The sequence below is a fragment of the Gordonia jacobaea genome, assembly GCF_001186365.1.
GTDB lineage: Bacteria > Actinomycetota > Actinomycetes > Mycobacteriales > Mycobacteriaceae > Gordonia > Gordonia jacobaea.
In genome coordinates, this window is sequence record NZ_LDTZ01000022.1 from 124,034 (window position 1) to 142,509 (window position 18,476).

General features: G+C 65.7%; 16 protein-coding genes. 10 read left to right on the top strand and 6 right to left on the bottom strand.

Annotation, left to right across the window (positions count from 1 at the left end; all coding sequences use genetic code 11):
• Positions 1 to 31: 31 nt before the first annotated feature.
• The 3 genes from ABW18_RS19195 to topA all read left to right on the top strand — a co-directional run bounded on the left by ABW18_RS19195 (position 32) and on the right by topA (position 4,283).
• Positions 32 to 235, top strand: a complete 204-nt coding sequence (locus tag ABW18_RS19195; protein ID WP_005171662.1) for a cold-shock protein — start codon at positions 32 to 34, stop codon at positions 233 to 235.
• Between the two features lie 170 nt (positions 236 to 405).
• Positions 406 to 1,008: a hypothetical protein gene (locus ABW18_RS19200; protein WP_049700590.1), complete on the top strand. Its 603-nt coding sequence runs from the start codon at positions 406 to 408 to the stop codon at positions 1,006 to 1,008.
• Between the two features lie 212 nt (positions 1,009 to 1,220).
• Complete coding sequence (topA, locus tag ABW18_RS19205; RefSeq protein ID WP_049700591.1) at positions 1,221 to 4,283, top strand: type I DNA topoisomerase; 3,063 nt, start codon at positions 1,221 to 1,223, stop codon at positions 4,281 to 4,283.
• 89 nt (positions 4,284 to 4,372) lie between these two features.
• Here the strand turns inward: topA and ABW18_RS19210 are convergent, their stop codons facing one another.
• Positions 4,373 to 5,917, bottom strand: coding sequence for an adenylate/guanylate cyclase domain-containing protein (locus tag ABW18_RS19210; protein WP_049700592.1), 1,545 nt, complete (start codon positions 5,915 to 5,917; stop codon positions 4,373 to 4,375).
• Between the two features lie 84 nt (positions 5,918 to 6,001).
• On the opposite strand from ABW18_RS19210, the gene ABW18_RS19215 reads away from it, so the two are divergent.
• The 5 genes from ABW18_RS19215 (at position 6,002) to ABW18_RS19235 (ending at position 11,205) form a co-directional block, all read left to right on the top strand.
• Positions 6,002 to 7,360 (top strand): DNA polymerase III subunit delta', encoded by a 1,359-nt coding sequence (locus tag ABW18_RS19215; RefSeq protein WP_049700593.1) that lies wholly within the window; start codon positions 6,002 to 6,004, stop codon positions 7,358 to 7,360.
• Positions 7,361 to 7,448: 88 nt separating this feature from the next.
• Positions 7,449 to 8,363 (top strand): ABC transporter ATP-binding protein, encoded by a 915-nt coding sequence (locus ABW18_RS19220; protein ID WP_049700594.1) that lies wholly within the window; start codon positions 7,449 to 7,451, stop codon positions 8,361 to 8,363.
• Complete coding sequence (locus ABW18_RS19225) at positions 8,356 to 9,165, top strand: ABC transporter permease (protein ID WP_049700595.1); 810 nt, start codon at positions 8,356 to 8,358, stop codon at positions 9,163 to 9,165. Before ABW18_RS19220 ends, ABW18_RS19225 begins: the two co-directional genes overlap by 8 nt.
• The gene (locus tag ABW18_RS19230) at positions 9,162 to 10,055 is read left to right on the top strand and encodes an ABC transporter permease (RefSeq protein ID WP_197494536.1); all 894 of its coding nucleotides are present in this window, start codon (positions 9,162 to 9,164) and stop codon (positions 10,053 to 10,055) included. Before ABW18_RS19225 ends, ABW18_RS19230 begins: the two co-directional genes overlap by 4 nt.
• A 67-nt stretch (positions 10,056 to 10,122) precedes the next feature.
• The gene (locus tag ABW18_RS19235) at positions 10,123 to 11,205 is read left to right on the top strand and encodes an ABC transporter substrate-binding protein (RefSeq protein ID WP_049700596.1); all 1,083 of its coding nucleotides are present in this window, start codon (positions 10,123 to 10,125) and stop codon (positions 11,203 to 11,205) included.
• A 71-nt stretch (positions 11,206 to 11,276) separates the two neighbouring features.
• Here the strand turns inward: ABW18_RS19235 and ABW18_RS19240 are convergent, their stop codons facing one another.
• The gene (locus ABW18_RS19240; RefSeq protein WP_083444463.1) at positions 11,277 to 12,458 is read right to left on the bottom strand and encodes an NAD(P)/FAD-dependent oxidoreductase; all 1,182 of its coding nucleotides are present in this window, start codon (positions 12,456 to 12,458) and stop codon (positions 11,277 to 11,279) included.
• A gap of 8 nt (positions 12,459 to 12,466) precedes the next feature.
• Positions 12,467 to 12,661, bottom strand: a complete 195-nt coding sequence (locus ABW18_RS19245; protein ID WP_049700598.1) for a ferredoxin — start codon at positions 12,659 to 12,661, stop codon at positions 12,467 to 12,469.
• A gap of 139 nt (positions 12,662 to 12,800) precedes the next feature.
• Between ABW18_RS19245 and ABW18_RS19250 the strand changes: the two genes are divergently transcribed.
• A complete protein-coding gene (locus tag ABW18_RS19250; protein ID WP_049700599.1) occupies positions 12,801 to 13,997 on the top strand; it encodes a PucR family transcriptional regulator in 1,197 nt (398 codons plus the stop codon).
• 17 nt (positions 13,998 to 14,014) lie between these two features.
• Here ABW18_RS19250 and ABW18_RS23415 read toward each other — a convergent pair whose 3' ends face one another.
• Complete coding sequence (locus ABW18_RS23415; RefSeq protein WP_049700647.1) at positions 14,015 to 15,427, bottom strand: fatty acid desaturase; 1,413 nt, start codon at positions 15,425 to 15,427, stop codon at positions 14,015 to 14,017.
• Between the two features lie 117 nt (positions 15,428 to 15,544).
• Complete coding sequence (locus tag ABW18_RS19260; protein WP_049700600.1) at positions 15,545 to 16,447, bottom strand: LysR family transcriptional regulator; 903 nt, start codon at positions 16,445 to 16,447, stop codon at positions 15,545 to 15,547.
• Between the two features lie 128 nt (positions 16,448 to 16,575).
• Between ABW18_RS19260 and ABW18_RS19265 the strand changes: the two genes are divergently transcribed.
• Positions 16,576 to 16,764, top strand: a complete 189-nt coding sequence (locus ABW18_RS19265) for a hypothetical protein (RefSeq protein WP_049700601.1) — start codon at positions 16,576 to 16,578, stop codon at positions 16,762 to 16,764.
• A gap of 11 nt (positions 16,765 to 16,775) precedes the next feature.
• On the opposite strand, the gene ABW18_RS19270 is transcribed toward ABW18_RS19265, so the two are convergent.
• Positions 16,776 to 18,476, bottom strand: coding sequence for a dipeptide ABC transporter ATP-binding protein (locus ABW18_RS19270; RefSeq protein WP_049700602.1), 1,701 nt, complete (start codon positions 18,474 to 18,476; stop codon positions 16,776 to 16,778).

Here is an 18,476-nt window from a genome sequence, read left to right on the forward strand (position 1 = left end):
ACAGTTTGAATGTATGTAAAGGATTGCAGGAATGGCACAGGGGACTGTGAAGTGGTTCAACGCGGAGAAGGGCTTCGGCTTTATTGCTCCCGATGAGGGCAATGACGACGTGTTCGTCCACTACTCGGAGATCCAGGGCAACGGCTTCCGTACCCTCGAGGAGAACCAGCGCGTGGAGTTCGAGGTCGGACAGGGCACCAAGGGTCCGCAGGCGACGGGCGTCCGCGCCGTCTGAGACTTCGGCTCAACAGACGAGCTTGATCGATGCAACGCTCCCGTCCTCTTTCGAGGGCGGGAGCGTTCGTCTGTCAGCGTTCCTTTATCTCCGAAGACGATCGGTGACGCGGCGTTCGACGTCCCTCTGTTCGACGCCCCAGTAGGCAAGGCACCAGTATTGTCTGGTGCGTGGGCCAATTGGCGTTCTTCTCCGCCGAACTCGACGAGCCGTCGCTCGACGACCTCGGTGGTCTTCTCGCAGCGCACGGACAGTCGTCGCGCATCGCAGGTAGCGGGTCGGGCGCGGGTGGTACGCGCGTATCGATCGTGCTGTCGGCGCCATGGCGCGCGTCGGCCGTCGTGGAGGAGCTGAAGGCCTGCGGTGTCGACACCGAGCGCGCCGAGTCCGACGAGGGCAATCCGCTCGCACGCACCGCGCTCACTCCGCTCCTCGACACTCTGCATGCAGCCTGGTCGCGCGGCGCGGTCAAGGCAGTTCCCGCAGGCTGGGTACCCGGCCCCCGTGCGCTGCGACTCTGGACGATCGCGGCGGGATCGTCGGATGCCGGGCACTACCAGCTCGGACTCGATCCACATGCGCCCGATACCCATGCACAACTCGCGACTGCGCTGATGCGGAGCGGGATTGCACCTACTCTTGTTGGCACGCGAATCCATTCGCCCGCACTGCGGATCTCGGGTCGTCGTCGACTCGCTCGTCTCTGCGAGTATGTCGGCGAGGCGCCGCACTTCGCGGGAGCGCGTGCGGACTGGCCGGACGTCGGGGACTGACGAACGACACACATCGTTTCGCGCTCGGCATATTCAGCGTTGACCTGGCGTTATGGTCGGCAGCGTCGTCGAATCGCGTGGTGGATACCCGCCCATCGTGAATTCCGATGTGCAAATGGCGCTATACATAAGGTACAAACCTCAAACGAGACGAGACCCCACCCGCCGGCCAACCGGCACGCGGCGGGCGGGTCCAAACCGAAGGACACCCGTTGGCCGAGACCAGCACCACCGCACCCGCAAAAGGAGAAGCGATCCGACGACTGGTGATCGTCGAGTCGCCGACCAAGGCGCGCAAGATCGCGGGGTATCTGGGGGGCAACTACGTCGTGGAGTCCTCGCGCGGTCACATTCGTGACCTGCCACGGGGTGCCGCCGACGTTCCGGCGAAGTACAAGGGCCAGCCCTGGGCGCGGCTCGGTGTCAACGTCGACGACAACTTCGAGCCGCTGTACGTGGTCTCGGCAGACAAGAAGTCGACGGTTTCCGAACTGAAGTCGTTGATGAAGGATGTCGACGAGCTCTATCTCGCGACGGACGGCGACCGCGAGGGAGAGGCCATCGCCTGGCATCTGCTCGAGACGCTCAAGCCGAAGATCCCGGTCAAGCGCATGGTGTTCCACGAGATCACCGAGCCTGCGATCCGCGCCGCAGCCGAGAACCCGCGCGACCTCGACATCGACCTCGTCGATGCGCAGGAGACCCGACGCATCCTCGACCGCCTCTACGGCTACGAGGTCTCACCCGTGCTGTGGAAGAAGGTCATGCCGAAGTTGTCGGCGGGCCGTGTGCAGTCGGTGGCAACGCGCATCATCGTCGAACGTGAACGCGAGCGCATGGCGTTCGTGTCGGCCGAGTACTGGGACGTCGACGCCACGCTCGACGCCGGTGAGTCGACGACCCCACGCACCTTCTCGTCGCGGCTCGTGTCGGTCGACGACGCGCGGGTCGCCGCCGGTCGCGATTTCGACTCACGCGGCAACCTGAAGCGCGCCGACGGCGTCGTCGTACTGGATCGGGAGCGGGCGACAGCCCTGGCCACGGCCCTCGACGGTGCCGACATGACAGTCACCTCGGTCGAGGAAAAGCCCTACACGCGCAAGCCGTATGCGCCGTTCATGACCTCGACGCTGCAGCAGGAGGCGGGTCGCAAGCTGCGCTTCACCTCCGATCGCACGATGCGCATCGCGCAGCGGCTGTACGAAAACGGCTACATCACCTACATGCGTACCGACTCGACGACGCTGAGCGAGTCGGCTATCAACGCCGCACGAGCACAGGCTCGCGATCTGTACGGCGCCGACTTCGTGCACGCCACGCCGCGTCAGTACACCCGCAAGGTCAAGAACGCTCAGGAGGCGCACGAGGCGATCCGACCGTCGGGCGAGACGTTCCGGACCCCCGGCCAGGTTGCCGGTCAGCTCGAAGCAGACGAATTCCGGTTGTACGAGCTGATCTGGCAGCGGACCGTCGCGTCGCAGATGGCCGACGCGCGCGGCACCACGCTGAGCCTTCGCATCGCCGGAACCGCGAGCGGGCAGGGCGGCAACGGTGAGCGCTGCACGTTCGCGGCGTCGGGTCGGACCATCACGTTCCCCGGCTTCCTGTCGGCGTACGTCGAGACCGTCGATGAGCAGGCGGGCGGCCAGGCCGACAACGCCGAGACACGGTTGCCGCAGCTCACCGAGGGGCAGCACCTCACCGCCACCGACCTCGAGGCCGACGGTCACTCGACCAACCCGCCCGCCCGCTACACCGAGGCGTCGCTGGTCAAGGTGCTCGAAGAGTTGGGCATCGGCAGGCCGTCGACCTATGCGTCGATCATCGGGACCATCCAGGACCGCGGTTACGTGGTGAAGAAGGGCAGCGCGCTCGTCCCGTCGTGGATCGCATTCGCTGTCGTCGGGTTGATGGAGGCGTACTTCGAGAACCTCGTCGACTACGACTTCACGGCGTCGCTCGAGGACGACCTCGACCAGATCGCGAACGGCAACGAGAACCGCACCCGCTGGCTGACCGAGTTCTACTTCGGCGACAAGGCGGCCGACGAGTCGTCGAGCGGTGATCAGGGCGAAGTGCCGGAGATCGCAGGCTCCGACATCGCCAAACACGGCGGATTGAAGAAGCTCGTCGGCGTGAATCTCGAGGAGATCGACGCCCGCGAGGTCAACTCGATCAAGCTGTTCGACGACGAGCAGGGCCGACCGGTGTATGTCCGCGTAGGCCGGTTCGGGCCGTACCTGGAACGCAATGTGGCGACGTCGCCCGACGCAGAACCGGATCTCCAGCGCGCCAACCTGCCTGCCGATATGACTCCCGACGAGCTGACGCTCGAGGTTGCGGAGAAGCTGTTCTCGACGCCGCAGGAGGGGCGCTCGCTCGGCGTCGACCCGGTCAGCGGACACGAGATCGTCGCGAAGGAAGGACGATTCGGACCGTACGTCACCGAGATCCTGCCGTCCGACGACGACGAGGACGGCTCGGGTGGCGGCGCTGCGCCGTCCACGATTCCCGCAGGTCCGACCCCGCGTGACGGCGGCGAAGGCGGTGTGGTGCCGCTCGACGACGCGCCCGCGGGCGGTGGCACGGCCACCAAGACGGTCGCGAAGAAGACTGCCAAGAAGGCCGCGAAGAAGGCGGGACCCAAGCCGCGGACCGGTTCGCTGTTCAAGTCGATGGACATCTCGACGGTCACACTCGACGACGCACTCAAACTGCTCTCACTGCCGCGGGTCGTCGGCGCCGACCCGGAATCCGGCGACGAGATCACCGCGCAGAACGGCCGCTACGGGCCGTATCTGAAGAAGGGCACCGACTCGCGGTCGCTGGCCAACGAAGACCAGATCTTCGGGATCACGCTCGACGAGGCGCTCAAGATCTACTCCGAGCCCAAGCGTCGGGGACGGCAGGCCGCAGCACCCCCGCTGCGTGATCTCGAGAAGAACGACGAGGTCAGCGACAAGCCGATGGTGATCAAGGACGGCCGATTCGGCCCGTACGTCACCGACGGCGAGACCAACGCCAGCCTGCGCAAGGGCGACGACGTCGCGACCATCACCCCCGAGCGGGCGATGGAACTCCTCGCCGACCGCCGCGCCCGCGGCCCGGCGAAGAAGGCCACGAAGAAGAAGGCCACCGCGAAGAAGACGCCTGCGAAGAAGACCGCCACCAAGACGGCCGCGAAGAAGACCGCGGCCAAGAAGACCACGGCTGCGAAGAAGACGACCGCGAAGAAGACCGCCGCGAAGAAGAGCGCCCCGCCGGCCGAGGAGTGATCTCGACAAGCTCGATCAGCGGGTGGGCGCTCGATCAGCGGGTGCACCCCGCTGGGTGATCTCGACAGGCTCGATCAGCGGGATGCCACCTAGCGCCGGTACGGCGTCAGGTGCGGACGGGCGAGCAGCGTCTCGATGCCGCGGCCACGTAGCTCGACGCCTTCGCCGATGTCCCAGTTCTTCGCCTCTTCGCTCGAGGCGAGGAACACCGCGCGGGCCGAGCCGAGCACGCGGGTCGGTTCGTCCTTGGCCAGTTCAGTGAGGCGGGCGGCCTCGTTGACCGGGTCGCCGATCACCGTGTACTCCAGCCGTTGCTCCGAGCCGATGTGGCCGGCGATGGCCTTGCCTGCGGAGACGCCGATGCCGATGTCGGTGTCGCCGAGTGTCTCGTACAACTCCTGGCGCATCTCCCGCGCCGCGGCGAGTGCCTGACCGGCGAAGTCGTCGAGGTTCAGCGGTGCGCCGAAGATCGCGAGCGCGGCGTCGCCCTGGAATTTGTTCACGAATCCGCCGTGACGTCCGACGACGGCCACCACCACCCGGAAGAACTCGTTCAGCAGGTCGACGACCTCTCGCGGTGGCCGATTCACGGCCAGCCGCGTCGAGCCGACGATGTCGACGAACAACACCCCGACGTAGCGTTCCTCGCCGCCGAGTTCTGTTCCGGTCTCGATGGCCTTGCGCGCGACATCCTCGCCGACGTACCGGCCGAACAGGTTGCGTAGCTGCTGCCGCTCGCGCAGGTCGGCGACCATGTCGTTGAAGCCTGCCTGCAGGAGCCCGAGGTCGGAGCCGTCGTAGATCTTGACGGCGGTGGTCAGGTCGCCTTCGCTCACGCGTGTCTGGGCGGCGCGGAGTTGCTTGATGGGGTCGTTGATGGCGCGTACGACGCGCACGATGGCCAGCAGACTGAACGCCAGCGATGCCAGGCACATCCACAGAATGGGGCGCAGCAGCCCGGTGGCGTCGGTCGCGATGAAGTGGATGCGTTGCAGCAAGATGAGGCCGACGATCACGACCATCGGCGCGACGACGCTGATGACCCAGAAGACGGCGATGCGTGTGGTCACGCCCGGCGCGATCGCGTCGTCGGGGTTGTTGGCCATCGCTGCGACGGTGATGGGGCGCAGCACCTTTTCGGACTGCAGGAAGCTGAGCACGCAGGTCACGAGGGCGCCGATCGCGCTGGCGACGGCAACGATGAACGCATCCTTGTGTGAGACGGTCAGGTTGACCGCGGTGAACAGCACACCGCCGATGACCCACAGACCCAGGTTGACCAGCGACAACGTCACCGGCAGACGCAGCGCTCGCTTGCGGGCCATGTCGTTGTCGAGTCGCGTTCGACGTCGGTGCCACACGAGTACCGGCAGCGACAGTTTGATACTCAGCGCGCCGCCCACGATCATCGCCAGGAGGAGATAGGCGAGGAAGATGCCCTGATTGAGTGCGGTGATGTCGTTGAACTGGAACGAATCCTGCGACGGCATACCGAAGCGAAGAAACGCGAAGGTGAACAGCGCGCCAACGAGATTTGCGCGCAACAGGTCGAGAGCGAGGATCGGCCACGGCGTGCGCGCAAGCCATTTGGCCAGGTGCAAGCCGTAAGACAGCCTGGATCGACGTTCAACCACGACCTTTACGGTATCTGGCTGCTTGCAATTGTTAAACGTTCATCCACAAGCCGGGGTGTCCGAACTGCGGATTACGCTGGTGATGTGACAAATGTCTTCGACCGGCTCACCGGGCAGCGGGCTGTGGCGCAGGAGCTGACCGACGCCGCAACGGCGGCCAGGGTCCTCGCCACGCGCCTCGACGCAGGCCCATCCACCCCCGCTGCTGACTTCGACGCCGCAGAGCTCGACGCGTCGGTCCTGGACGCTGCCGACATCGACGAGCCAGACTTCGACGAGCCAGACTTCGACGACCCGACCTTCGACGGCCCCACTCCGGCGTCCCTCGTCGTGCCGCGGGCGTCGATGACGCATGCCTGGCTGTTCACCGGTCCGCCCGGGAGTGGTCGATCGGTGGCAGCGACGTGCTTTGCGGCCGCGCTGCAGTGCCAACATCCCGACGTCGTCGGATGCGGTGAGTGTCGCGCATGCGTGACTGTCATGGCCCAGACGCACGCCGACGTCCGCCACATCGTGCCGCAGGGGCTGAGTCTTTCCGTCGACTCGATGCGCGAGATCGTGCAAGCCGCCGCGCGTCGACCGGGTACCGGTCGCTGGCAGATCGTTGTCGTCGAAGATGCCGACCGGCTGACGGAGCAGGCGGCCAACGCGCTGCTGAAGGTCGTCGAGGAGCCGCCGTCGCGCACGGTCTTTCTGCTGTGCGCGCCGTCCGTCGACCCGGAGGACATCTCCGTCACGCTCCGCTCGCGATGCAGGCATGTCCCGCTGGCAACGCCGACCGTCGCCGACATCGAACGCGTCCTCATCGACCGCGACGGACTCGACGCTGAGGCCGCGCGGTGGGCGGCGTCGGTCTGCGGCGGCCACATCGGACGTGCCCGACGCCTCGCCACCGACCCCGAGGCTCGCGAGCAACGCGACAAAGCATTGGCACTCGCACGCGCGGCCACCCGCGATTCGACGGCCTACGCGGCCGCGGAGGAATTGGTGAAGTCGGCCGACGCCGCCGCGAAGGCGATCAGCGCCGAACGAGACGAAGCCGAAACCGAGGAGATGAAGACCGCCCTCGGCGCCGGCGGCACGGGCAAGGGGACAGCCCGACCGCCCCGCGGAACGGCGGGCGCACTCAAAGAGCTTGAGAAGCGCCAGAAGTCGCGCGCCACCCGCGTCGGACGCGACACCCTCGACCGTGCACTCGTCGACCTCGCGGCTCTCTACCGCGACGCCCTCGTCGTCTCGATGGGTGCACAGGTCACTGCGATGCACCCGGACAAGGCTGCCGACATCGCTGTTCCGATGGCCGCGTATGCCTCTCCGGAGCAATTGCTCCGCTGTGTCGAAGCCGTGCTGGAATGTCGTGAAGTCCTTGACCAGAACGTGAAGCCGAAGTTCGCTGTCGACGCGATGGTTGCCACCATCGGACAGGTCATGCGCCCGAGCTGATCTCCGGGGCTGCCACTTGTCGCGCTCGGCGCCCGGAGTAACCGCCGGGTAATCACGGTGAAACACAACGCTTCTAGCGTGGCAACTCATGACATCTGCACAGGGGGCGACGTCACGCGCGTCAGAGCGGCCGCCGGGGACCGGCATCGACATCTCCGGATTGACCAAGACCTTCACCAGCCGATCGGTGCGTGGGACCAACACGGTCACCGCGCTGTCCGACGTGTCGTTGAAGACCTCGGAGGGTTCGTTCCTGTCGTTGCTCGGTCCGTCCGGATGCGGCAAGTCGACGGTGCTGCGCATCCTCGCGGGACTCGAGGAACCGACGTCGGGTACCGCGTTGATGAACGGCCAGTCGCCGACCGAACTGCAGCGAGATCACTCGCTGGGCATCGCCTTTCAAGATTCTGCCCTGTTGCCGTGGCGGACCGTCGAATCCAACATCAGGTTGCCGCTCCAGGTCGGACACATGCCCTCCGACGACGCCTTGGTGTCGGATCTGATCGAACTCGTCGGCCTCACCGGGTTCGAGAAAGCCAAGCCGGCAATGCTGTCCGGCGGTATGCGACAACGTGTTTCCATCGCGCGGGCGCTCGTCGTGCGTCCTACCGCGCTGCTGCTCGACGAGCCGTTCGGTGCACTCGACGACATGACGCGTCAGCGCCTCAACATCGAATTGCTCCGCATCTGGACCGAGAAGCCCGCCACCACACTCATGGTGACCCATGGGATCGCCGAGGCGGTCTTTCTCTCCGACGTCGTCGCTGTGATGAGTCCACGACCGGGTCGCGTCGTGGAAGTGGTGCCCATCGACCTTCCCCGCCCGCGCGTTCCCGAGATGATGCGCACGCCGGAATTCCATGCGCTGCATGACCATTTGTCCGGCTTGCTGTTCGGCGGCACGGCATCGGACGGTCCTGTGAAGTCCGCCGAGCCCGAACCCGACAGGGATGTTCCCGACACCGCAGACGCCGACGCGATCTCCGAGGCCACGAGTGGCTAGCGCCGTGGTGGAACGGACGTCGTCGGCGCGCACGGTCGCAGGCGCCGACCGGTGGGCCGCGGGACTCATCGGCATCGTCGCCGTGCTGGTGCTCTGGTCGATGGCCGGAGCGTTGGAATGGTTTCACGGGACGATTCCCACCCCCTGGGCCGTCGTGCAGACCATCGCCGACACCGGGTGGAGCTACTACGCCGAAAACTTCTCGTCCACAATCGGATTGGCGCTCCGCGGCTTCTTCTGGGGCAATCTGCTCGCGATCCTGCTTGCCTTGCTGGTGATCGTGATCCCCCCGATCGAGGGCTTGGCGACTCAACTCGCGATCATCTCCTACTGCACACCCATCATCGCCGTCGCGCCGATCATCCAGGTGGCCTTCGCGCAGGTGCAGACGATGATCATCTTCCTCGCGGCCATCTCGGTGTTCTTCACGACAATGATCGGAACGCTCAGTGGGTTGCGGTCTCCGAACAAAGCAAGCCTCGACCTGATCCGCGTGTACGGCGGTGGCCGTTGGTCGCAGTTGCGGCGCGTGCGGATCGAGGCTGCACTTCCGAACACGTTGGCCGCGATCAAGATAGCTGCACCGGCCGCGGTTCTCGGGGCCGTCCTCGGAGAGTTCCTCGCGATGCCGGACAAGGGCGCCGGCCCGGCGATGATCGTCGCGCAGCAGCGCGGCGACATCCCGCAGGTGTGGGCGATCGCGCTGATCTGTGGTGCCGTCGCGGGCGTCGGCTACGCGATCGTCGCCGTCGTCGCCCGGTTCGCAACGCGTTGGGCCGCGGGCAAGGAGGTGTTCGGATGAGCGCTCCCACAACCGATTCGACGACCGACGTGGTGGTCGCCGGTACACCGACACCATCGAACGGACAGCCAGAAAGCGTTGCTACAGGTCCGAACATCGGAGCGCTGCTCTGGCAGATCACCAAGTTCCTCGGATCACTCGTCACCTCCTTTGTGTTGATCCTGGTGATCTGGTGGCTGTTCCTGCTCGCCTTCCCCGACATCGGACCCATCATCGGACGCACCCCTGTGCAGGTGTTCCAATACCTGTTCACCGAGCCCGGCGCTGCGGACGCAAGGTCGGAGATCTTCGACAATCTCGCGATCACCCTGACCGACGCCGCGATCGGCTTCGTCGTGGGAATGACCGCGGCGCTGCTCGTGGCGGCGCTGTTCGTCGTATCACGGCCTGCCGCACAGACATTCATGCCGATAGCGATGCTGCTGCGCTCGGTGCCGTTGGTCGCGATGACACCGCTGATCACCCTCGTCGTCGGGCGGGGAATCGGGGTGGTCGCCGTGATGGGTGGCATCGTGGTGTTCTTTCCCGCGCTCGTCATGATCATGACCGGCCTGGCGAACGCGCCCACCCAGATCAACGACGTGATCGCCGTGTACGGCGGCAATCGATGGACTGCGTTGCGACGCTCCGCGATTCCCTCGGCGGTGCCCTCGTTGTTCAGTGCCGCCAAGATCTCGGTTCCCGGTGCGCTCGTCGGCGCGACCGTCGCCGAATGGCTCGGCACCAATAAGGGACTCGGTGCAACGTTGCAGCAGGCGCTGCCCGCGGCGGCATACAACGAGCTGTGGGCGTCGGTGCTCGTCATCACCGTTGCGTCGATCATCCTCTACGCGATCGTCGGCGTCGTCGAATCAATTGTCCTGGCCCAGATGGGTATGCAGCAGAACTGAGGCTGCTGATCGTGGCCAGCCCGGTCGGGTGATCCTCGCCCGATCCACCTGAAAGGAAGAACACCCAATGAGTAATTCCGTGCGTAGCGGCGGCGGACTCGATCGTCGCGCATTTCTTCGGTACTCGCTCCTTGCGGGCGGTGCTGCGGGTGCACTGGGCGTGTCCGGGGCGCTCGCGGCCTGTAGCAGTGGCAGCAGTTCGTCCGGCGGGGCGTCGTCGGACAATCCCAAGGTGCAGCTCTCATGGCAGAAGAACATCGAATTCGCCGGGGAATACTGGGCTTTGGAGAAGGGCTACTACAAGGCGGGCGGTCTCGGAACGCCCGAGCTGATCACCGGTGGTGGCGCCGGTACCGGTGTCGAGACCGGCCTGACATCGAACAAGGTGTGGATCGGTACCACCGCACCGCAGCTCACCGCGCCGGTGATCCTGCAGGGCGCCAAACTGATGACCGTCGCGGCCACCTACCAGAAGAATCCGTTCTGCATCGTGTCGTCGGCCGAAAAGCCGATCAAGACACCACAGGACATGGCGGGCAAGAAGATCGGCGTACAGGCATCCAACGAGAATGTGTTCAAGGCACTGCTCACCGCCAACGGGATGAAAGAGTCCGACGTCCAGAAGATCTCGGTGCAATACGACCCGACGCCACTCACCAAGGGCGAGGTCGACGGCTGGGTCGCCTACGTGACCAACGAGCCGATCACGTTGGCCGAAAGCGGTTTTGCCAACACCAACTTCCTCTTCGCCGACTTCGGACTCCCGCTGGTCGCCGAAACACTCGTGGTGAAGCAGGAGACCATCGACAACGAGCGCGACAAACTCAAGGCGTTCCTCAAGGCCGAGGTGCAGGGCTGGAACGACGCCGTCGCCGATCCCGCGGGTTCGGCGAAGCTCGCCGTCGAGAAGTACGGCAAGGATCTCAAGCTCAACCTCGATGAGCAGACCAAGGAAGCGACGGCCCAGAACACGCTCGTCGTGTCGGAGGACACGAAGAAGAACGGTCTGCTGACCATGACCGACGCCCTGATCGCACAGAACATCGAGGCACTCGGCAAGGCGGGCTACACCCTCAAGCCCGAGCAAATCTTCGACATGTCGCTGATCAACGAGGTTTTCAAGGAGAACCCGGACCTGATCAAGGCCTGATCTCCTTCACGACACACCCGCGGGGCGGCGAGCGCGCGACGCGTTCGCCGCCCCTGTGGGTACGAGGACCGTCAGGATCGCGCGGCGGTGAGCTCCGCCGACAGTGCTCGACGCAGCTTGGCGATCCGTCCCGGAGCGTCGACGGCCACCGCTCCGAGCAGCCGGTCGCCGTCGGAGTAGAGCACGACGCCGTCGTCCAGGCTCTCGGTGACCGTGCCCGACGGGTCGACCTCGGTGGCGCCGACGATCTGAATGCGGTGACCGTGCCACGACGACCAGGCGAACGGCACCCCTGCATATGTCTGTTGCGCGCCAACCGCATTCGCGCCCGCGACGAATCCCTGTGCGGTGGCAGAGGTCCAGTGCCCGCCGGCAGCGCCGTCGACCGAAGCGACATCGCCCGCCGCCCACACCGCGGGCACGCTGGTCGCCATCGTCGAATCGCAGATCACTGCACCCGACGTGGGATCGAGTTCGACGCTGCTCGCCGCGAGCCAGTCGGTGGCAGGCGTGGAGCCAATGCCGACCACGACGGCGTCGACCGGGACGTCGCGTCCGCAGGATGTGCGGATCGAGTCGATCCCGTTGTCGCGCGACGAGATACCTGCCAGACCGGAGTCGGACAGGAGTGTCACGCCGGCGTCCTCGTGCAGTGTTGCGAGCATGCGTCCGGCGAGCGGGCCGACGCTACGGGCGAGCGGGAACGACGACGTTCCGATCAGGGTGACGTCGATACCTCGCGCGGCAGCGGCCGATGCGATCTCCGAACCGATGAAGCCGGCACCGAACACGGCCAGACGTGTTGCGTCGCGGAGTGTTTCGCGGATTGTGACCGCGTCATCGAAGTGACGGAGCGTGTGGACGTTGTCGAATCCGTCGAGTCTGCCGATCGTGCGGGCACGATGCCCGGTGGCGAGTACGAGCGCGTGGTAGTCGATTGGGCCCGCGTCGGTGAGCAGTTTCCGGCGCGTGACGTCGATTCCCGTTGCCGTGGTGGACATTCGCAGGTCTATGTCGAGTGCTTCCCAACTCTCTGCCCGTCGCAGGGTGGGCAGTTCGGGTTGCTTGTCGGCGTCGAGCAATGCTTTGGACAACGGCGGGCGGTCGTAGGGGAGGTGCGGTTCGTCGCCGATCATGACGATGGCGCCGGTCCACCCTTCGGCGCGGGCGCCCTCGGCGGCGCGTACCCCCGACAAGGACGCACCGACGATGACGAGCGGAAGAGTGTCAGATGACATGAGTGGTGCGGACACGGCGCACCTCAGTCGAGCATCCGCAGGGCGGATACCGGGCAGGAGTCGACGGCCGCCCGCACGTAGGTCTTGTCGCTGTCAGGGACGTCGGATGTCGCTACCTCGACGATGCCGTCGTCGCCGATCTGGAAGTACTCGTTGGCCTGTGTTTCGCACATGCCGATGCCCTCGCAGGTGGGGCGGTCGACCTGGATGTGACTCATGATTCTCTCCTTCGATAGCGGGCTGGTGAACGACTATCTGTTGTCATCTTGACCGGGAGATGCGTCGCAAACATTGGTCCTAGCACCCAATCTGACGCTATCGACTGTGCAATCACACAGTCTCTGGCAGTTTGGGGTGATGACCGAGATCGCCGACTGGCTGGAGATGTTCGTCGCCGACCAGCAGAGCCCGACTGCGCTCGACGACTGGGTGTCGACCACCGTCGATGCGATCATCGCCGGTGTCGATCTGCCCGCCGACATTCGACCGGTGCTCGTTGCCGCGGTCGAGGAGCACTGGCTCGCGTTCCTCGGCGGCGTGACCGTCGACGCGGACGGGGCAACCGAACTCGTACCGGCAGCGGGAGACCTGTCGATCCAGATCGCGCGGCACCACCTCGGACTGCCGGTGCTGTTGAAGGTCTATCAGAGCGCGCAGGAGGCGTCGTGGGATTTCGCCGTCGACGTTGTCGGGCATGCGCCACAAGATCTCGATCACGAGTCGCTCCTCGTGTGGTTCTGGACCAAGGCCAACCGCTGGTTCGCCACCTCGGTCGAACTCTCCGTCGCGTTGTATCAGGACGAAGTGGAGCGGATTCGACGACGCGGCGATGCGCGACGCTACGAGTTGGTCGCCGATGTCCTCGATGGGAAAAGCGTTGGCTCGACAGAACTCTCGGCGGAGCTGGGCGGCCATCCGATCGCCGGCGTCACACAGGTCGCGGTCATCGCGCACGCGATGGACGCCGACTCCATCGAGCGGCTCGAACCGCCACTCGTCCGCCTCGCGTCGTCGATTCCCGGAGCACGGCTGGCAGTTGTGCGGCCGGGAGGCCGCGAACTGTGGGGATGGCTGGCGCTGAATGTGGCACCAAGCACTGCGGCCCAGTGGGATTCGCGTGGCGTCGATCCCGCACAGATTCGCTTTGCGATCGGAGAGGCAGCCGAGGGTATCGAGGGATTCGTCCGTTCGCATCGCGATGCTCGTGCGGCGCAACGTGTCGCGCTGTCGCCGCGTCGAAAAATCGCGCTGACCGTGTACGAGGACGTCGCCGCGCTGACTCTCCTGACCGGAGATCCCGACGCCGCAGCGCGTTTCGCGCGTGCGGTGCTGCGTGGACTCGCCGGACCGGAACTCGACGAACTGCGCGGCACCGTTCGCTACGTGTTGACCACCGCTGACAGTGCAGACCAGGTCGCGACATCACTTGGTATCCACAAGAACACGGTGCGCTACCGGATACAGCAAGCAGAACGCCTGCTCGGGCATCCCATTCGGGAGCGAGCAGGCGATCTGGTGTTGGCGCTGGACTACTTCGACGCCTTCCTCGGCTGAGGCGGGTCGCGGGGCGACTACGCGCTGGTCTCCTTCAGGGGGATGAAGTCGACCTTCTCGCGCACACCGCAGTCCGGGCAGGTCCAGTCGTCGGGGATCTCCTTCCACGCGGTACCCGCGGCGAATCCCTCGAGTTCGTTGCCGACCGCGACCTCGTAGGTGTAGCCGCAGCCGGGGCAGCGGGCCGCGGCGATGTCGTCGTTGATCGCGCCGGGCGTCGCGTCGTCGAGACGCGACTCGTCGAGCGTCCTCTCGCTGGGGATGGGGAACCTGCGGGTGAGACGGTCGAGCTTTCCGGGAGCGACGTTGGCGAGTCGGACGTCGCCGTCGAAGTGTTCGACGACGCGGTGGTCCATGACCCTGCGCCAAAGGGGTGGGAACAGTGCGAGGACGATCATTCCGGCGTAACCGGTTGGTAGTGCGGGTGATTCGCGATAGTCGCGCAGTGTCTGGTAGCGGCGAGTGGGGTTCGCATGGTGATCGCTGTGTCGCTGCAGGTGGTACAGCAGTACGTTGGTCGCGATGTTGTTGGAGTTCCACGAATGCATGGGAAGCACGCGCTCGTAGCGTCCGGCTTTGGTCTGCTGCCGCAGCATGCCGTAGTGCTCGAGGTAGTTGACGATCTCGAGTAGCGAGAAGCCGACGACAGCCTGCAGCACGAGGTAGGGCAGAATCCCGACGCCGAGCCAGATGATCAGCGCGGCCCACAGCACGACGGTCATCAGCCAGGCGTTGAGTACGTCGTTGCCGATATGGAACGGGTGAGTGTCCCTGCGGCGGTATCGCTTTGCCTCGACCTGCCATGCGCTGCGGAGCGAGCCTGACACGGTGCGGAACCAGAACCGGTAGAAGCTCTCACCGAGTCGCGACGACGCAGGGTCTTCCGGAGTGGCGACCCGCACGTGATGTCCGCGGTTGTGCTCGATGTAGAAGTGGCCGTAAAAGCTCTGTGCCAGTGCGATCTTCGACAGCCAGCGCTCGTGGCTCTCCTTCTTGTGCCCGAGCTCATGCGCGGTGTTGATCCCGATGCCGCCGATGAAACCGAGTGTCACGGCGAGCCCGATGCGATTGATGATCGGCCAGTCCGCGGTGGCGATGAGATACATCGAGAGGATGAAGCCCGCGTACTGGATCGGCAGGAACGCGAAGGTGATGTAGCGGTAGTACTTGTCGTTCTCGAGTTCCTCGATCACGTCGTCGGGCGGGTTGGTCGGGTCGAAACCGGCGACGAAGTCGATCAGCGGGACCACGCCGAGCACGATGATCGGACCGACCCACAGGAAGACACCCCACCCGGTGAGTTCATAACCACCGATGGCGATGAATGCGAACGACGGGACGATCAGACCGATCAGCCACAGATAGCGCTTGCGATCACGCCACCTTGCGGTGCTTCCTTCGGCAACGGTGCCGGTGGCCTCGAGTGCCATGATGTACCTCCTGAACACGGGCTGTATTTCTGAACTGTTGTCAGAATCCACGCGTTCTGGATCACAATCACCGTGCTTTTCACCCAATGTGCGGCGTCACGCTGTGCGATCACACAATCAGGTGGTGGACGCCAGCGCGACGTCGAGAAGCTCTCGCGCAGGTCCGCGCACGGTGATGTGCGAGGTCCACACGGCACGGAGTGGACGCACCATCGACAACCCGTCGACGTTGATGCGCACGAGGCGTCCGGCCGCGATGTCGTCGGCGATCGACAGTCGCGACAACACCGTCACCCCGTTCGACGTCAACACCGATGACCGGATCGCGGTGACCGACCGCAGTTCGATGAGTGGGTCGGCGGCGACGAGTCCGAGTTCCGAGAGCGCCTTTTCGTAGGTGATCCGTGTTCCGGAGCCGGGTTCGCGCTGGATCAGCGGCGTCGACGCCAGTTCGTCTGCCGACACCGTGCCCGTGCGTGACCACCGATGGCCGGGAGCGGCGACCACGTACAGCTCGTCGGTGGCGACGAGCGCGGCGTCGAGGTCGGCTGTCTCGCCGGGACTTTCGACGAACCCGAGGTCGGCATCACCGGACCGCACAGTCTCGATGACCTCGGCGGAATTCATGGGGCGCACCGAGATTCGTGCTCCGGTACGTGAGGTGAGCGTGGTGAGCCAGCCCGGTACCAAATACTCGGCGACGGTCATCGACGCCGCGACGACGAGCGTCGCGTGCCTGTTGCCGACCAGTGTGTCGACGCCTGCGACGAACTCGGCTGCCCGCTCGACGAGCGCGTTGGCCCACTCGAGGACCAGGCGACCGTTCTCGGTCGGTTCGACGCCCGCGGGGGAGCGTACGAAGATTTCGACGCCGAGTTCGTGCTCGACGCCACGCACGCGCGAGCTGACGGCCTGCTGGCTGAGTCCAAGGCCGCGGGCGGCGGCGCCCATGCTGCCGAGTCTGCCGACCGCGACGACGACCTCCAGCGCTGTGATGTCGGGAAGGCGGCGTGCGGGCATGGCGATGACGTTAGGCAACGCCTCGTCTGGTCACAAGCATGATCTGTGGCCTTGTAGGGTGGTCACTGCGCGGCCTGCAGTGGGGTCGTGCGGTTCGTAGGATTCCCGACCACTGACGAGGGAGCGAGATGTCGGACTTCATCAAGAAGATCAAAGACGACGCGAAGGCCGTCGGTGCCGCCATCGACAACGAGCTGACCGTGCTCGAAGGCGTTCCCGGCTACGACCCGCTGGCCGACGACGATTCCGCGGGCGACGAGAGCGCCGGGGACGAGAGCGCGGCCGACACGCCTGAGGCTGAGCCGAAGAATTCCTAGGGTCTCGGACCTCACGCCAACGCGGCGCTCGACTCTCGACGCCGCTGCGGGTCGGGGTACGGCACGGCGTCGAGCAGTGCGCGCGTGTACTCGTCGCGCGGCCGGGTCAGCACGTCTCGCGCAGACCCGTGTTCGACGACCCGCCCGTTGCGCAGCACGTACACGCGGTCGGACACCTGCTCGACGACGGCGAGGTCGTGGCTGATGAACAGCGCCGCGAAGCCCAGCTCGTGCTGTAGTTCTGCGAACAGTTCGAGCACGCGTGCCTGCACCGACACGTCGAGCGCGCTGGTCGGCTCGTCCGCGATGAGGAGCTTGGGCCGCACCGACAGCGCCCGCGCCAGCGCGACACGCTGACGCTGACCGCCGGAGAGTTCGTGCGGAAGTCGGTCGGCGAACGAGCGAGGCAGATGCACCGCGTCGAGCAACTCCTCGACGCGGGTCGATTGCTCTGCGCGCGTTCCGATGTGCTGGATGTCGAGCGGTTCGCGAATCGACTCGGCGACGGTGAAGCGCGGGTCGAGCGACGCCGTCGGGTCCTGCGGCACGAACGCGATGGTGTGGCGCAGCGAGCGCAACTGTGCGCGGTCGACGGCGTCGAGGTCGTGTCCGTCGACCAGGATCTTGCCACCACTGAGGTGGGTGAGCCCGCCGATAGACCGGCCGAGAGTCGTCTTCCCCGAGCCGGATTCGCCAACAACCCCGACAACCTCGCCGGGATCGACGTGCAGCGAGACGTCGTCGAGTGCGACGACGGGCTTGCGTCCGAAACCACCGCGATGCGCCGCGGTGACATGCTCGACGGCCACGATGGGAACGGGTGCCCCAGTATCGGCAGCGTCGGCGGTGTCGGAATCTGATGCCGCCCCGGCACTCTCGTCGTCCGTGGAGTCGACGGTCGGCAGCTTCGGGACCGCGGCGAGAAGTTGACGGGTGTACGGCTGTGTTGGCCGAGCGAAGATGTCGAAGACCGTTCCGCGTTCGACGACCTCGCCGAGCTGGACGACGACGACGCGGTCGGCGATGTCGGCCACGACGCCGAGATTGTGTGTGATGAGTAGGATTCCGGCGTCGATCCTGCCGCGCAGACGCAGCAGCAGGTCGAGGATCTCACGTTGCACCGAGACGTCGAGCGCCGTCGTCGGCTCGTCGGCGAGGAGTAGTGCCGGGTCGTTCGCGAGTGCGAGGGCGATCACCACGCGCTGCTTCTGACCGCCGGAGAGTTGGTGGGGGTAGTAGTCGACGCGCTGCTCGGGGTCGGGGATCTCGACGAGCGACAGCAGTTCGACGGCGCGGCGTCGAGCGTCGCGTCGTGAGATCGATTGATGTGTCCGCAGCGCCTGGCGCAGTTGCCATCCCACGGTCTGGGCGGGGTTGAGTGCGGTCTGCGGCTCTTGGAAGATCATGGCGACACCGGTGCCGCGGATCGCGTTGAGGTCGCGTTCGGAGGCGTTCAACACCTCGACGCCGTCGACCTTGACCGAGCCGGTCGCGACCGCGTGCTCGGGGAGCAGGCCTATCGCCGCGCGGGCGGTCATCGTCTTGCCGGAGCCGGATTCGCCTACCAGGGCGACGATCTCGCGCCGATTGACGCGCAGGCTGATGTCGGAGACGGCCGGACGCGGGTAGTCGAAGGTGACTCGAAGGGAGTCGACCTCCAGTGCGGGTGTGGGATCGACTGCTGTGTGGTCGTTGTCTGCAGCGTTGGTCAT

What these genes read in the sequence shown, in the direction of transcription:
- ABW18_RS19270 (WP_049700602.1), bottom strand. Translation starts at nt 18,476, where the DNA reads ATGACCAACGCTGCAGACAACGACCACACAGCAGTCGATCCCACACCC.
- ABW18_RS19245 (WP_049700598.1), bottom strand. Translation starts at nt 12,661, where the DNA reads ATGAGTCACATCCAGGTCGACCGCCCCACCTGCGAGGGCATCGGCATG.
- ABW18_RS19235 (WP_049700596.1), top strand. Translation starts at nt 10,123, where the DNA reads ATGAGTAATTCCGTGCGTAGCGGCGGCGGACTCGATCGTCGCGCATTT.
- ABW18_RS19265 (WP_049700601.1), top strand. Translation starts at nt 16,576, where the DNA reads ATGTCGGACTTCATCAAGAAGATCAAAGACGACGCGAAGGCCGTCGGT.
- ABW18_RS23415 (WP_049700647.1), bottom strand. Translation starts at nt 15,427, where the DNA reads ATGGCACTCGAGGCCACCGGCACCGTTGCCGAAGGAAGCACCGCAAGG.
- ABW18_RS19220 (WP_049700594.1), top strand. Translation starts at nt 7,449, where the DNA reads ATGACATCTGCACAGGGGGCGACGTCACGCGCGTCAGAGCGGCCGCCG.
- ABW18_RS19250 (WP_049700599.1), top strand. Translation starts at nt 12,801, where the DNA reads ATGACCGAGATCGCCGACTGGCTGGAGATGTTCGTCGCCGACCAGCAG.
- ABW18_RS19230 (WP_197494536.1), top strand. Translation starts at nt 9,162, where the DNA reads ATGAGCGCTCCCACAACCGATTCGACGACCGACGTGGTGGTCGCCGGT.
- ABW18_RS19260 (WP_049700600.1), bottom strand. Translation starts at nt 16,447, where the DNA reads ATGCCCGCACGCCGCCTTCCCGACATCACAGCGCTGGAGGTCGTCGTC.
- ABW18_RS19195 (WP_005171662.1), top strand. Translation starts at nt 32, where the DNA reads ATGGCACAGGGGACTGTGAAGTGGTTCAACGCGGAGAAGGGCTTCGGC.